At 42.6% G+C, this 15712-nt stretch carries 12 protein-coding genes; 7 read left to right on the forward strand and 5 right to left on the reverse strand.

Going from position 1 to position 15712, the window contains the following annotated elements; all coding sequences use genetic code 11:
* Window positions 1-35: 35 nt before the first annotated feature.
* From ACOOE0_RS01775 to ACOOE0_RS01790, 4 genes are all read left to right on the forward strand, one after another.
* On the forward strand, window positions 36-1031 hold the full coding sequence (locus ACOOE0_RS01775; RefSeq protein ID WP_420400767.1) for a Kelch repeat-containing protein: 996 nt from the start codon (window positions 36-38) through the stop codon (window positions 1029-1031).
* An 84-nt stretch (window positions 1032-1115) separates the two neighbouring features.
* Complete coding sequence (locus tag ACOOE0_RS01780) at window positions 1116-1448, forward strand: DUF4907 domain-containing protein (RefSeq protein WP_420400768.1); 333 nt, start codon at window positions 1116-1118, stop codon at window positions 1446-1448.
* Between the two features lie 10 nt (window positions 1449-1458).
* Window positions 1459-2538 carry a sensor histidine kinase gene (locus ACOOE0_RS01785; RefSeq protein ID WP_420402190.1) on the forward strand — a complete coding sequence of 360 codons (1080 nt, stop codon included), beginning with the start codon at window positions 1459-1461 and terminating at the stop codon, window positions 2536-2538.
* 11 nt (window positions 2539-2549) lie between these two features.
* Window positions 2550-3275 carry a LytR/AlgR family response regulator transcription factor gene (locus ACOOE0_RS01790; protein WP_420400769.1) on the forward strand — a complete coding sequence of 242 codons (726 nt, stop codon included), beginning with the start codon at window positions 2550-2552 and terminating at the stop codon, window positions 3273-3275.
* A 21-nt stretch (window positions 3276-3296) separates the two neighbouring features.
* Here the strand turns inward: ACOOE0_RS01790 and ACOOE0_RS01795 are convergent, their stop codons facing one another.
* From ACOOE0_RS01795 to nhaD, 5 genes are read right to left on the reverse strand one after another with little or no spacing between them, the layout of a single operon-like run.
* Complete coding sequence (locus ACOOE0_RS01795) at window positions 3297-4508, reverse strand: bifunctional folylpolyglutamate synthase/dihydrofolate synthase (protein WP_420400770.1); 1212 nt, start codon at window positions 4506-4508, stop codon at window positions 3297-3299.
* Window positions 4509-4512: 4 nt separating this feature from the next.
* Complete coding sequence (locus ACOOE0_RS01800) at window positions 4513-5394, reverse strand: energy transducer TonB (RefSeq protein ID WP_420400771.1); 882 nt, start codon at window positions 5392-5394, stop codon at window positions 4513-4515.
* A complete protein-coding gene (locus ACOOE0_RS01805; protein WP_420400772.1) occupies window positions 5394-5780 on the reverse strand; it encodes an ExbD/TolR family protein in 387 nt (128 codons plus the stop codon). The genes ACOOE0_RS01800 and ACOOE0_RS01805 overlap by 1 nt, the downstream gene beginning before the upstream one ends.
* A gap of 9 nt (window positions 5781-5789) precedes the next feature.
* A complete protein-coding gene (locus tag ACOOE0_RS01810) occupies window positions 5790-6482 on the reverse strand; it encodes a MotA/TolQ/ExbB proton channel family protein (RefSeq protein ID WP_420400773.1) in 693 nt (230 codons plus the stop codon).
* A 57-nt stretch (window positions 6483-6539) separates the two neighbouring features.
* Window positions 6540-7925 carry a sodium:proton antiporter NhaD gene (nhaD, locus tag ACOOE0_RS01815; protein ID WP_420400774.1) on the reverse strand — a complete coding sequence of 462 codons (1386 nt, stop codon included), beginning with the start codon at window positions 7923-7925 and terminating at the stop codon, window positions 6540-6542.
* Window positions 7926-8160: 235 nt separating this feature from the next.
* Between nhaD and ACOOE0_RS01820 the strand changes: the two genes are divergently transcribed.
* The 3 genes from ACOOE0_RS01820 to ACOOE0_RS01830 all read left to right on the forward strand — a co-directional run bounded on the left by ACOOE0_RS01820 (window position 8161) and on the right by ACOOE0_RS01830 (window position 15610).
* Window positions 8161-9303: an acyl-CoA dehydrogenase gene (locus ACOOE0_RS01820; RefSeq protein WP_420400775.1), complete on the forward strand. Its 1143-nt coding sequence runs from the start codon at window positions 8161-8163 to the stop codon at window positions 9301-9303.
* Between the two features lie 323 nt (window positions 9304-9626).
* A complete protein-coding gene (gene gltB / locus ACOOE0_RS01825) occupies window positions 9627-14135 on the forward strand; it encodes a glutamate synthase large subunit (RefSeq protein WP_420402191.1) in 4509 nt (1502 codons plus the stop codon).
* Between the two features lie 8 nt (window positions 14136-14143).
* Entirely contained in the window at window positions 14144-15610 is a 1467-nt protein-coding gene (locus ACOOE0_RS01830) for a glutamate synthase subunit beta (RefSeq protein ID WP_420400776.1), read from the forward strand.
* Window positions 15611-15712 lie beyond the last annotated feature (102 nt).

Consider the following 15712-nt stretch of genomic DNA (forward strand, 5'->3'; position numbering starts at 1 on the left):
AAAATTACCTTTGGCTAAAAATTAAAATGTTTGTCATGAGAAAAGCAATACAATACTCTAAACTGGCATCCTTGCTAGCTATTTCCACTGCCCTTTTTGTGAGCTGTTCCACGGACGAAGAAGACGAAGATTTGGGTAATTGGATAAATCGGTCTGTCTTTGACGGGAGTCCAAGAAGTGGAATTTCTGGATTCACCATAGACAATATGGGCTATATGGGAGTAGGTTACGACGGAGATGATTACTTAAACTCCTTTTGGGCTTACGACCTGGATGGGGATTATTGGTCACAAAAGGCAGATTTTCCGGGAGCGGCTAGGAATGCAGCAGTGGGATTCCAAATTAACGGCACAGGATATATTGGTTCTGGTTATGATGGGGTGGACGAACTGAACGATTTTTATGCGTATGACCCCAACAGCAACTCTTGGTCCCCCATTGCCTCCATTTCAGAAACAAAAAGAAGAAGTGCAGTGGCCTTTTCCGCCAATGGCTATGGCTACTTTGGAACAGGCTATGATGGGGAGAACGATAAGAAGGATTTCTGGAAATACGACCCTTCCTCGGATACCTGGTCTGAATTGGTAGGTTTTGGAGGAAACAAAAGAAGGTCGGCGACAACCTTCACCATCAATGGCCTGGTCTATCTTGGAACTGGGGTATCCAATGGTATTTACCTGGAGGATTTTTGGGTTTTTGACCCTTCTGATGAGAGCTGGACCAAAAAAACAGACCTGGACGAAGAGGATGACTATAGCATTGAACGCGGTAATGCGGTTGGTTTTTCCATTAACGGATATGGTTATGTGGCCTGCGGAGAAATCAATGGTCCCACCACGTCGGTTTGGGAATACGACCCTACTTCGGATACCTGGGAGGCCAAAACCAATTTTGAAGGTTCCACGCGCCAAGATGCCATTGCATTTACCAACGGTTCAAGGGCATTTGTAGGCTTAGGTAGAACGGGAAGCCTCTACTTGGATGATTTGGACGAGTTTTTCCCTTTTGAAGAATACAACGAGGAAGATTAAGTTTTCATAATGAGTGGTTTTTAGGTTATGAATGATCAGGGCCAGGTGCGATGACCTGGCCCTTTTACAGCAATTTTAACAGTTATGGGCAAGTTTTTGAGAATTCCACTACTTTCGATAATCGCTTTTTGTGCATACCACGCTTTTTTCAATGGGAACAAGCTTGAAGATAGTACCTCATTACGGTCCGAAGTTGTTAAGGTTGAAGAAGGTTATGGGTATCTCATCTGGGTTGGGGAAAAGTTGTTGGTCAAACAGGAGTCCATTCCTGCCATAAATGGAGAGATGCCATTTCAATCCTATGGAGACGCAAGGAAGGTATCGGTTTTGGTAGCATCCAAGCTTAAAAACCGAATAAACCCCGAAGTGAGCATTGAAGAGCTCAGAAAACTAAACATAGTTACACTAAAACGGTAATGATTTGTTGGTGTACATTCAAAGGAAACATATCAACCAATTCCTAATCCATTTTTTCTTATGGGCATCCATTGCAGTGCTTTTTCTGTTCCCGTACATATTCGAGTACCGCAGGGTTCCGCGGGGCATGCCCGTTCGGCTTATAGCGATTATGGTGCTGTTTTATTTCAACTATTTTTTTCTGGTTCCCCGAGTCCTGCTCAAACGAACAACGCTTACCTATGTTCTTATTTGTTTTTTACTGATTACCGCGGTTAGTCTTGTCCTAAATCTTTGCTATCCGCCAAGAGCTCCAAAGTTTATAAGTAGCCCTGCCAGTATTCCGGAAATTACCGCAGCTCCTCCAAAGTTGTCCGACTTTCCCCCTGGCAGGTTTTATAGATATCGGGACAATCCCTTTTTCAATCAAATATTTACCATGCTTGTTTTAAGCACCCCTTTTTTTGTAAGTGCCTTGTTGCGGGTGTACATAGAATGGGGCAAAAATGAAGAGTTAAGGAAAAAGGTGGAAAGCGAAAAAACAAGCTCCGAGCTCCAGTTTTTAAAAACACAGCTCAATCCCCACTTTCTATTCAACTCTTTAAATGCTATCTACTCCTTGTCGGCCAAAAGTTCCAAAGACACCTCTGAGGCCATTATCAATCTCTCGGAATTAATGCGGTACATGCTGTATGAGGCGGATAAGGACCTTGTTCCGTTGCGAAAGGAACTGGAATACATCAAAAACTATGTCCAGCTTCAAAGGTTGCGGTTATCGGACAGCGTCAATGTAAAATTGAAAATATCCGGTGAAGACAGAAACAAGGTAATTCCACCCTTGCTTTTTATCTCTTTCATAGAAAATGCATTCAAATACGGAACCGATTATGAGGGAAAAACCTATGTTGAAATAAACCTTTTGATAGAAAATGGGTCTATATATTTTAAGGTAGAAAATAGGATAGGCACTTTCCGAAAACAAAAGAAAAGTTCTGGGGTGGGGTTGCAGAATGTAAAGAATCGATTGAACCTTTTGTATCCAGAATCCCATGAACTGGAAGTAAAAAATGATGGTGAAACCTATTGCGTAACCTTAAACCTTTATCTGTAAACATGAAGCGTATGACTTGTATCATTATTGATGATGAACCGTTGGCAATAGATGTTTTGGCCGATTATTGCCAAAAAGTGGATTTTATTGAACTAAAAAGTTCCTTTACCAATCCCTTAGAGGCCATTTCAACCATACAGGAAGAGAAAATAGACCTCATCTTCTGTGATATTGATATGCCCCAAATCAGTGGAATCGATTTTATCAAATCCTTGGATAACAAGCCCATGTTCATTTTTACCACAGCATACTCGCAATACGCGGTTGAAGGATTCAATTTAAACGCGGTGGACTATTTGGTGAAGCCTATTCCCTACAATCGATTTATCAAAGCGGTTTCAAGAGCCAAGGAAATTTTGACCTACAAGAAAAAACCGGTTAGCAGCAATGTGTTCCCATCATATGGTGACACCAACGAAGCACAGAAGTACATTTTTGTGAAAGCGGAATATGAAAGCATCAAAATTGACCTCAACGAGATTGAGTATATCCAAGGTCTAAAGGATTATCTGAAAGTCCATATTGCAGGCTCCAACAAAGCCATACTTACACTCATGAGTTTCAAGGAAATGTTGGACAAATTACCTTCCAACCAGTTCCTGAGGGTTCATAAGTCCTTTGTAGTCAACGTGACGTGTATCAAAACCGTGCAACGGAACAGAATCGTGATCAACGATATACGGATTCCTATTGGAGAAAGCTATAAAGCCAGTTTTTTTGCCATGCTGGGTCTGTGATAATTAGCAACAAACCTTGGATTAAACAACTTCGGCAACCACAAAAGTACTCCCTCCCACGTAGACAAAATCTTTCTTTCCAGCATGTTTTAAGGCTTGGTCAAGTCCTTTTTTAACGGAATCAAAAGCTTCTCCTTCCAATCCGAACTCTTTAGCAGTATCTCTTAAATTGTTGGCAGCAAGTCCCCTTGGAATGTTAGGTGTTACGAAGTAATAAGTCGCTTTCTTGGGAAAAAGACCAAGTACATCTTCCAAATTTTTATCGTTCACAAAACCAAGTATCATATGCAGTTTTTCAAACTTGTGCAATGTGATCTGGTTCAATACCAATTGCAGGCCTTCCTTGTTATGTGCAGCATCACATACCAGATAGGGATGTTCGCCCAACACCTGCCATCTTCCCAATAAACCCGTATTAGCAGCCACTTTTTTCAATCCTTCCCTGATATGGCGTTTTTTAATCTTAAATCCCTTCAGCACTTTTAAGGCACTCACCACGCCTTTGATATTTTTAATCTGGTAGTCTCCTAATAAATCTGTTTTATAGTTTTCGATGGTGGTGTCCTCTGCAAAGCTTATGCTCGAATTTTTCTTAGCAGCAATTATATTGAATATCCCTTCGGTTTCCGGTTGCCGTTCACTAATGACCACAGGAATTTCCTTCTTGATTATACCTGCCTTTTCCAAGGCAATTTTCTCCAGCGTATCCCCCAAAATATGGGTGTGATCCAAACCAATATTGGTAATCAGGGAAACTTCTGGCACAATAATGTTTGTAGAATCCCATTGTCCGCCAAGACCAACCTCAATAACAGCAATGTCTACCTGCTTTTTGGCAAAATAATGAAAAGCGATCCCAACGGTCATCTCAAAAAAAGAGAGCTCGTTGTGTTCAAAAAATGACTTGTGCTTTTTGACGAAGTTTTTTACGGATTTCTTCCCGATTTTTTTCCCATTGATTCGGATACGCTCCCGAAAGTCCTTTAAATGGGGAGAAGTATATAATCCCACCTTATAGCCCGCTTCCTGCAAAACAGAAGCCAACATATGGCTGCTGGATCCCTTGCCATTGGTTCCCGCTACATGGATGCTCTTAAATTTTTGATGGGGATTTCCCAAGACCTCTGAAAAGGCCAGAATATTATCCAACTTGTCCTTAAGCGCCACTTGCCCTTTTTGTTGGTACATGGGAAGCTGTTGGAACATCCAATCCAGGGTTTCCTCGTAAGTCATGGTGTTATTGCCCCAGCTTAAAGTTGACCACAACAAAGCCAATTTGTTGCGATGGCGCATTGGAATCCAGGTTCCATTTGTGCAAGAGAGCGGTTTTTCGTGCAGGATCTAGCAAACAAGGTGCGTTATTGGTAGTTCCTTTGACTCCGGGAGTTGCTTTTACTACCCTTCCATTTCTATCCACAACAATTCTGACTACTACACGGCCTTCTTCATTACATTCCTGCTGCACTTTACCCTTGCTTACCAAGGAACGTCCATTGAGTCCATAACCGCCTGTCCCACTTCCACTACCTGGCGCTCCATAATAACTGGTTGCATAGGGATCTCCATCTGGTTGGCCCTTGTCGCCCTGCCTATTATCGTCGCCCTCACTTCCAGTGGTTTTGCCATCAGATTTGCCAATTCCACCGATTAGTGCATCCAAGCTTTTCTTTTTAGCTTCCTGCTCTTTTCTTTTGCGTTCTTCGGCCTGCTGCTTCTCCCGAGCGATCCGCTCTGCTTCGACCTTTGCTTTTCTTTCAGCTTCTTCAGCCTTTCTTTTGGCTTCTTTTTGTTGATTTATTCGAATGGTTTCCTCGTTGTCTTGGGTCACTACCTTTTCCACAGGTTCAGGTGGTGCCACAGGTTCCGGTTCCGCCTGCTCTGGAACGGGTTCTGGAATTTGTTCGGTTTTCACCTGTTTAGGCTCCGACCGCACTTTTTCCTTAGGTTGGACCTGCCCGCTACCAAAATCTGTAGTGCCGAAATTTACTGCAATCCCATTTTCAATGGGTGGATCCAAATAGGTGAGCCCAATATAAAAAAGCAATAGAAGTAAAGCACTTAACAACAAAGTGGTAAGTGTGAAGGATTTTTTCTTGTGTCTCGTATCTAAAAATGACATTATTTTGGCCGCACCGCCAAGATAACCTTGTAACTGTTTCTGTTGGCTATATCCATAACGTTTACTGCCTCTTTAATGGCTACGCTCTGTTCTGCCCTAAGAATGATTGTAGGCTTCTCCTGCCCTTTTAGTGCCTTTTTTAATTCAATTTCAATGTATTCTGAGCTAATTTGCTCATTGTTCACAAAATATTCCAGATTCTTGTTGATGGTCACTGAAACGTTTTGGGTGTTCGTCGATTTCCCTTTGGCCTTTGGCAACAGTAAATCCAGTGCATTGGGAGCATTTGAGGTCAACATAAAAAACACCAACAACAAGAATACAATATCTGTCATTGACGACATGCTAAACTCTGGACTTACTTTATTTCTTCCCTTTAATTTCATGTCTGAACGCTAGATGGGTTCATTCAATAAATCCAAAAACTCCACGGCATTGGCTTCCATTTTATGAACCACTTTATCTGTTCTGTTCACCAAGTGGTTATATCCGATATATGCAATGATACCAACCACCAAACCGGCAACAGTTGTGGTCATAGCTGTATAAATTCCAGATGCCAAAGATCCCATTTCTGCTTGTCCGCCACTACTTGCCATTTCGTGGAATGCCAAAATCATACCAATCACAGTCCCCAAGAAACCTATCATGGGTGCCGCTCCTGCTACTGTGGCCAAGACACTTACATTCTTTTCCAGTTTGTAAACCTCCAAGGTACCTGCATTTTCTATAGCCGTATTAATATCATCCAACGGCTTTCCAATACGCGAAACACCTTTCTCAGTTAATCTGGCCACCGGTGAATCGGTCTGGGCACACAAAATTTTGGCAGCATCCAACTTTCCATTCATGACGTGGTCACGAATTTGGTTCATAAAGTTTTTGTCAATCTTTGATGCTGCTTTAATTGCAAAAATGCGCTCAAAGTAAATGTAGAGTGCTACAAAAAGAAGTACAAAAAGTACCATTATGATAACAACACTTCCTGTTCCCCCATTAACGATAAGGTCAATAACAGAAAGGGTTTTTTCCTCCGAAATAGCAGCTGCAATCTCGGATCCCTCTTCCAAATCTTGAAAAATAATCATATAAAATCCCCAATTTTAGTTGCAATAATAACGGAGATTTTTGAGCTAAAGTATTTTTTAGAAAAAATATCGCATTCCAATGAAGCAAATGGCGCCCGCAATAAATCCTATGAAGGCCAACCATGCTATTTTTCTAAGATACCAGAAGAAGTCGATTTTTTCCATTCCCATGGCCACCACACCAGCAGCAGAACCAATGATCAACATACTACCTCCAGTACCAGCTGAATAGGCAATAAAGTGCCACAACGGATTATCCATGGGCTCAGAGAACATTCCCAAACTGGCTGCCACCAAGGGAACATTGTCAATAATTGCAGAACCAATTCCCAAAATAATCACTACTAAATCAGATACCTGGGTTCCTTCAAGTTCGGTGCCAATTAAGCCAACACTCTGTTTTAGGTTTTCTGCAAAGTTGAACAACAATCCAAGAGATTCCAGGGCCGCAACCGCCATCAAAATTCCAAGGAAGAATAGGATACTGGGCAATTCTATCTTGGTCAAGGCGCTGTGCACAGGACTGTGGTGAGCCCCTGCATCACTTTCAGGATCCACAGACGAAATGGTAATTTTGGAGCTACTGTAGATTTCTGCAAAAGTGGCCACAACGGCAAGTGACAACATCATTCCCACATAGGGTGGCAAATGCGTCACCGTTTTGAAAATGGGAACAAAAACAATCGCACCCAAACCTAGGTACAACATAGTGGCCCCAAATTTGGATTTGGCGGGAGTTGCTTCTTCCAAGTCTATTTCACCTCTAAATGCGGACATAAAGGAGGCGATAAAGGTAGGCACCAACATACAAACCAGTGAAGGCACCAATAAGTAGCCAATCAACTTAGCGGTGGTAACCTTGTTTCCAATCCAGAGCATGGTGGTGGTAACATCCCCAATGGGAGACCATGCCCCTCCAGCGTTCGCAGCGATTATGATCAAACCGGCATACCAAATTCTAACATTTCTGTCCCTAATAACCTTTTGAAGTATGGAAACCAAAACAATAGTGGCCGTAAGGTTGTCTATGATCGCGGAAAGAATGAAGGCCAAAAAGGCAAATATCCAAAGGATTTTACGTTTGCTCCTTGTCTTCACATAAGATTTAATGGTAGCGAATCCATCAAAATAATCAATGATTTCCACAATGGTCATGGCGCCTAATAGAAACACCAAGATCTCCGAGGTTTTACCTAAGTGATGTAAAAGGGTCTCTTCCAGCATGTGCATTTTATCCTCATGCCCCAGATCACCAAAACCATCCAATAAGGCATGCTTCCCGGAATCAAACCATGTGGTAAACCCATCAATTCCAAATGCCATCATGGCCCAGAGAATGGCCATCATGGCCAAAGCTGGTATCAGCTTGTCTATTTTAAGGTTGTGTTCCAGGGTAATAGCTAAATAGCCTAAGACAAATATGGCAATGAGGATGGTTTCCATAGTTAGTTGGTTTAAGAAGTTGAAACTGCCCCAGCTTTTCAGCCGAGCTTGTTGCTAAAGATATTCAAAATGGATTTTCCCACATAATCTTCGTTCCAGAAAATTAGATCAGCGTTTATTAGATTCAAAATCCCATTCATTGAATTAGGTTATTCTCATTTTAATGGGTTTTTTGATGAAAAATAACCATCTAAAAGCTATATTTGTATCCCTTTTTTAACTATTTCTCAATTTTATGGAATTTTCACTTTCTGAAGAACAACTGATGATACAGCAAGCGGCCAAGGATTTTGCCCAAAATGAGCTATTGCCCGGAATCATTGAACGGGATGATGCGCAAAAATTTCCATGGGAACTGGTTGAAAAAATGGCTGGCCTTGGATTTATGGGAATGATGGTGAATGAAAAATATGGAGGCAGTGGTCTTGATACCCTATCCTATGTTTTGGCTATGGAAGAATTGTCCAAAGTAGATGCTTCAGCTTCCGTCATGGTTTCGGTAAACAATTCATTGGTTTGCTGGGGACTCGAAACTTTTGGCACGGAAGCACAAAAAGAAAAGTATCTTACCCGCTTGGCCTCTGGTGAGGTCATCGGCGCATTTTGTCTTTCGGAGCCGGAAGCAGGTTCAGATGCAACCTCGCAAAAAACAACAGCCATAGATAAAGGAGACCATTACATATTAAATGGCACCAAAAATTGGATTACCAATGGAAGTTCTGCCGAATTCTATTTGGTGATTGCCCAAACAGATGCCGATAAGGGTCACCGTGGCATCAATGCTTTAATTGTGGAAAAGGGAATGGACGGTTTTGAGATTGGCCCAAAAGAAAACAAATTGGGTATTCGAGGAAGTGACACCCATTCTTTGATCTTCAACGATGTGAAAGTTCCAAAAGAGAATCGAATCGGTGAAGATGGATTTGGGTTCAAATTCGCCATGAAGACCCTTTCAGGTGGTCGGATTGGGATCGCGGCACAAGCCTTGGGTATTGCAGCTGGGGCCTATGAGCTTTCCAAAAAATACGCCAAAGAACGAAAAGCCTTTGGTACTGAGATTGCCAATCACCAAGCCATAGCCTTTAAACTTGCAGATATGCACACCAAAATACAGGCAGCCCGCTATTTGGTTTACCAAGCAGCTTGCGATAAAGATTCGGGGAAGGACTACTCCTTATCCGGTGCAATGGCTAAGTTATATGCCTCGGAGGTTGCCATGGAAACTGCAGTAGAGGCCGTTCAAATACACGGTGGGAATGGATTTGTAAAGGAATACCATGTAGAGCGACTTATGCGCGATGCCAAAATCACCCAAATCTATGAAGGGACTTCCGAGATTCAGAAAATGGTAATCTCCAGAAGTATCCTAAAAGATTAAATTTTCAATTCTTCCATTTAAGTCACCCCCTCTTTTTTAGGGGGTCATATGTAAAAACCTGATAATTGTCATGTTTCACCCCTCTGCATTGGTGTTCAGTAGTTGAACATTATTAGGCATCGCTCTTAACACCCCCTTGATTTCAGCTAAACTATGCTTAGGCCTTCCCTAAAATTGAGATTATCATAATTATCGATTCCCCAAATTTTTAATTTGCATAATTTTTAAAGCATTTACACAAACGTTGATGAATTAGTTGCATTTGCTTGAAAACCATGCCTTTTCTTTATCAAAAATGATATTTTTGAACAAATACCATAATGATGAGGAAGTTGGAAAAACAAGGGTTATACCTGCCTGAATTTGAGCATGACAATTGTGGCGCAGGTTTTATTTGCAGTCTAAAAGGAAAGAAATCAAACGACATAATTCACAAGGCACTCGAGATCCTGGATAAATTGGAACACAGAGGTGCTGTAAGTGCGGATGGAAAAACCGGGGATGGTGCAGGTATTCTTATTGATATTCCCCACGACTTTTTTACCGAGGTATGCCCCTTTGAGCTTCCCAAAGCAGGAGAGTATGCCGTGAGCAATGTCTTTCTACCGCAAAAGGAAAATCAACGTGATTTTTGCATAGCGACACTAGAGGAAAACATCAAAAAGCAGGGATTGCAACTGTTGGGATGGAGGGATGTTCCTGTGAACCGATCTGTGCCCGGAAGAATTGCAGCGGAGACAGAACCTTTCGTAAAACAAGTGTTTATAGGTAAAGTTGATGATTTGGATGATTTCCAGTTCAATTTGAAACTTTTCATCGCACGAAAGGTAACCGAGCACACCATAATCAAAAGCAAATTATCCCAAAGTCAGTTCTTCTATCTGCCAAGCCTTTCCACAAAAATTATCATTTTCAAGGGATTGTTGGTTCCGCAAGATATCAGTAGATACTATCAGGATTTGTTGGATTCTAGGGTTGTTACCCGCTTGGCTTTGGTACACCAAAGGTTTTCCACCAATACGTTTCCAACTTGGGATTTGGCACAGCCTTTCAGATATATGTGTCACAATGGGGAAATCAACACGCTAAGAGGCAACGTCTCCAGAATGCGATCACGTCAGGAGTTATTGGAAAGTGATTGGTTTGGAGATGAAATAAAAAATATCCTCCCAGTAGTGTTACCTGGAAAATCCGACTCCGCTAGTATGGACATGGTTGTTGAACTACTATTGATGACAGGTCGCTCTTTGCCCGAAGTTATGATGATGTTGGTACCCGAAGCTTGGGAGAAGAATACCGAAATGTCCGAGTCTAAAAGAGCCTTCTACGAATACAACTCTTGTTTGATGGAACCTTGGGACGGACCTGCTTCCATTCCCTTCACTGATGGAAATTATATTGGGGCAGTTTTAGACCGAAATGGACTGCGCCCATCAAGATATTCGGTGACCAAAAAAGGATATGTAATCATGTCCTCTGAGACCGGGGTGGTGGATTTACAGCCTGAGGATATTGAATTCCATGGAAGACTGGAACCTGGTAAAATGTTCTTGGTGAACATGGAAGAAGGACGTATCGTTAATGACGAGGAAATAAAAGAAGCCATTGCCAAAAGGCATCCGTACCAAAAATGGTTAAAAAATAATCTGGTACACCTAAAAGATATTCCATATAATGACTGTCCTGTTTTTTATGGCGAGTTTCCATTGGAAACCCGAAGGGCAGCTTTTGGCTATACCTTAGAGGACATCAACACCATTATTCTTCCCATGGCCAAAAATGGGAAGGAACCGATTGGCTCAATGGGCTCCGACACCCCTATCGCGGTACTGTCCGAACGCCCACAGCTGATTTACAACTACTTCAAGCAGTTATTTGCGCAGGTGACCAATCCACCTTTGGATGGAATTAGGGAAGAATTGATTACCGATATCAGTCTTACCCTAGGTAGTGATCAAAATCTGTTTGAAATCAATGAGCTGCACTGCCGTAAACTAAAAATCCAAAATCCCGTAATCTCCAAAGAGGATTTGGATAAAATAAAAAATTATGACGCCAGTCCCGATTATAAGGTAGTTTCCATTTCCATCTTGTATGAAATTGCCAAGGGACACAATGGAATTGAAGAGGCTTTGGATTCCGTTCTGCTGCAAGCCTCAGATGCCATTGACGAAGGCACCAACATTATTATTTTATCAGACAGGATGGTTAGCTCGGAAATGGCGGCCATTCCCGCACTCCTGGCCTGTTCTTATGTAAACAGCGGTTTAAGCCGAATGGGCAAGCGTTCTAAACTGAGCATCATAGTGGAATCTGCTGAACCCAGGGAGGTTCATCATTTTGCCCTGCTTTTCGGTTTTGGTGCAAGTGCCATCAACCCCTACTTGGTCAATGAGATCATAGGAGAACAAATTGAAGAAAACGACATTACGGAATACACCTTTGAGGAAGCCATCCATAACTATAACAAGGCCATTGGAAAAGGCATTCTAAAAGTGATGAACAAAATTGGAATCTCCACATTGAATTCCTATCGCGGCTCGCAGTTGTTCGAGTGCATTGGAATCAATACCAAAGTAGTGGGCAAATATTTTCCAAATACCCCCACAAGAATCCAGGGTATAGGATTATATGAGATTGAAAAGGAGGTTGCCAAGCGCCATAAAAAGGCATTCAAAAATCAGGAATTAGCGGCCAATCTGGATATTGAGATTGGTGGAGAGTACCGTTGGAGACGGGATGGTGAAAAGCACATGTTCAATCCATTGACCATCGCCAAACTTCAAAAATCGGTACGCAATAACGAGCCGGAGACTTATAAAGAGTATTCCGAGTTGGTGAATGAGCAGTCCAAAAACTTAATGACCATCCGGGGATTGTTCGAGTTTTCGAACTACGACCCCATTCCAATTGAGGAGGTGGAACCTTGGACTGAAATCGTAAAACGTTTCAAAACAGGGGCCATGTCTTATGGAAGCATTAGCAAGGAAGCCCATGAAAATCTAGCGATTGCCATGAACCGTATCGGAGGAAAAAGCAATTCGGGAGAAGGCGGTGAGGATTCGGCTCGTTTCTATAAAAATCAAACAGGGGATTGGAAGAACAGTGCCATTAAACAGGTGGCCTCAGGTAGGTTCGGCGTCACCTCCAACTATTTGACCAACGCTCAGGAAATCCAAATTAAAATGGCACAGGGGGCCAAACCAGGTGAAGGTGGGCAATTGCCAGGACCTAAAGTGAATCCTGCTATCGCCAAAACCAGGAATTCCACTCCATATGTTGGGCTTATTTCACCTCCTCCCCATCACGATATTTATTCCATTGAGGATTTGTCCCAGTTAATTTACGACCTTAAATCTGCCAATAAAGATGCCCGAATTAACGTGAAATTGGTTTCCGAAGTTGGGGTAGGAACCGTTGCTGCTGGGGTTTCCAAGGCGAAAGCGGATGTTATTCTTATTTCAGGTTTTGATGGCGGAACGGGTGCTTCACCCTTGACTTCCCTAAAACATGCAGGACTTCCTTGGGAGTTGGGTATCGCGGAAGCACAACAAACGTTGGTTTTGAACGACCTTCGAAATCGGATTGTGTTGGAATGTGATGGCCAACTAAAAACAGGAAGGGATGTTGCCGTAGCCTGTCTTTTGGGAGCTGAAGAGTTTGGTTTTGCCACAGCCCCATTGGTAGCATCAGGATGTATTATGATGCGCGTATGCCACCTGAATACATGTCCCGTGGGAATTGCCACGCAAAACCCGGAATTACGCAAAAAATTCAAAGGGAAGCCTGAACATGTAGTCAACTATATGTATTTCGTAGCCCAAGAATTACGGGAAATTATGGCCAAACTTGGGTTTAGGACCGTGGACGAAATGGTGGGTCAAGTACAAAAACTGGACAGAAAAAAGGCCATTGAGCACTACAAGGCTGCGGGGATAGACCTTACGCCGATTCTTTATCAGGTTGATGTGCCGAAAGGAACAAAATTCCATAACACCCAAAAGCAGGTACATGGTATTGAAGATTCCATTGAATTTGACATCATTGCCCAAGCGCACCCTGCCTTGTTTAGAAAAGAGAAAACCGTTTTGGATTTCCCAATTTATAACACCAACAGGGCGGTAGGAGCCATTATCAGTAACGAGATTTCCAAAATCTATGGGGCTGAGGGACTTCCTGAGAATACACTCAAAATCAACTTTACTGGTTCTGCTGGACAAAGTTTTGGAGCTTTTGCCACAAAGGGACTCACTATGGTGGTCAATGGCAACACCAATGACTATCTAGGAAAGGGACTCTCCGGCGCTAAATTGATCATTAAAGTCCCGGACAAGTCAACCTTGAAACCTGAGGAAAATATCATAACTGGAAACGTAACCTTATACGGAGCCACCTCAGGAGAAGCCTATATTAATGGAAAGGCCGGGGAGCGTTTCTGTGTTCGAAATTCTGGAGCCAAAGCGGTTGTGGAAGGTATTGGAGATCATGGATGTGAATATATGACTGGTGGAGTTGCCGTTATTTTGGGATCCGTTGGAAGAAACTTTGGCGCGGGAATGAGTGGAGGAATCGCCTACATATTGGATACGGATGGAACGTTTGAACAGCGATGCAATGGTGAGACGCTCAACCTATTGGATGTAGAAGAAGACAATGATATCAAGCAATTGAAAGAGCTCATTGAAAACCATTACAATGCCACCTTAAGCCCACTGGCGCAAGAAATCTTGGAGGATTGGGAAAAGTATCTCCCAAAATTCATCAAAGTTTTCCCAGAAGAATATCGACAAGCATTGATCAGATTGGAAAAAGAAAAATTACAAACCTTATAATTTGAGCCATGGGAAAGACGACTGGATTTATGGAATTTGATAGGAAAGATGAAGGCTATGCCCCTGTCAAAGAGCGAATCAAAAACTATAAGGAATTCACCATTCCGTTAAAGGAAAAGGAACTTAAAGACCAAGGTGCACGTTGCATGGACTGCGGTATCCCATTTTGCCACAGCGGATGTCCTCTTGGAAATCTCATTCCTGATTTTAACGATGCCGTTTACCAAGGAAAATGGGAAAAGGCCACAAAGATTCTTCATTCAACGAACAATTTTCCGGAATTTACAGGTAGGCTATGCCCTGCTCCCTGTGAGGAAGCCTGTGTTTTGGGTATTAACGAGGATCCTGTTTCTATTGAAAATATTGAAAAAAATATTGTGGAGACGGCCTTTAAAAATGGTTGGATCATCCCAGAGCCTCCCACAACCAGAACAGATAAAAAAGTTGCGGTTGTAGGATCGGGACCGGCCGGTTTGGCCGCCGCCCAACAACTAAATAGGGCTGGGCATACCGTTACGGTATTTGAAAGGGATGAAAAAGTAGGTGGATTGCTTCGTTATGGAATTCCTGATTTCAAGATGGAGAAACATATTATTGACCGAAGATTGGAAGTGATGGAAGCCGAAGGAATCTTTTTCAAAACTGGAGTCCATGTCGGTGTAGATGTTTCGGCTTCACAACTTCGCGACGATTATGATGCCATTGTACTCTGCGGAGGGGCAACTGTTAGAAGAGGACTTCCCATTCCTGGGGCAGACTTGAAAGGTGTTGTCCAGGCTATGGATTTTCTGCCACAAAACAACAGAAAAGTGGATGGTATTCCGTACAAAGGAGAAGAATTGTCAGCTGAAGGGAAAAAGGTAATCGTCATTGGAGGTGGAGATACCGGTTCTGACTGCATTGGAACTTCCATAAGACATGGGGCAGTTTCGGTAACCAATTTTGAGATTATGCCCAAATCCACTCCAGAACGTCCAGAGGGTCAACCTTGGCCGTTTTGGCCCATGCGACTTCGTACCAGTACTTCGCACAAAGAAGGGGCGGATCGTGTTTTCAGTATTTCAACCAAGAAATTTGTTGGAGATAAAAATGGAAACCTTAACGGTTTGGTCACTGCTGAAGTGGTTTGGGAAAAAGTACCCGGACAACGACCCGTTTTAAAGGAAGTTGAGGGCACAGAAAAGGAATGGGAATGCGATTTGGCTTTACTGGCTCTAGGATTTACCGGTTCTGAGACCACTATAGCCGATGAGCTAGGACTGGAACTTGACCCAAGGACCAACATCAATGCTTCGGCCAAAGATTATAAAACCAATGTGCCAGGTGTATTTGTTGCAGGGGACCAAAGAAGAGGACAATCCCTTATTGTTTGGGCCATTTCTGAAGGCAGACAGGCAGCACATCACGTGGACAGCTTTCTAATGGGAGACTCCAATCTCCCACTAAAGGGAGATGGCGATCTACCAAGGGTCTAAATTTAACAATAACCAACCAGACCCTAAAGCTCTCTGTTCTTTGAACAGGGGGCTTTTTTTATGGAATTCTGAAATGATACGTCTCTTTTTTGGGAATATGAA

The sequence above is a fragment of the Flagellimonas sp. genome, from assembly GCF_965215805.1.
Taxonomy (GTDB): Bacteria; Bacteroidota; Bacteroidia; order Flavobacteriales; family Flavobacteriaceae; genus Flagellimonas.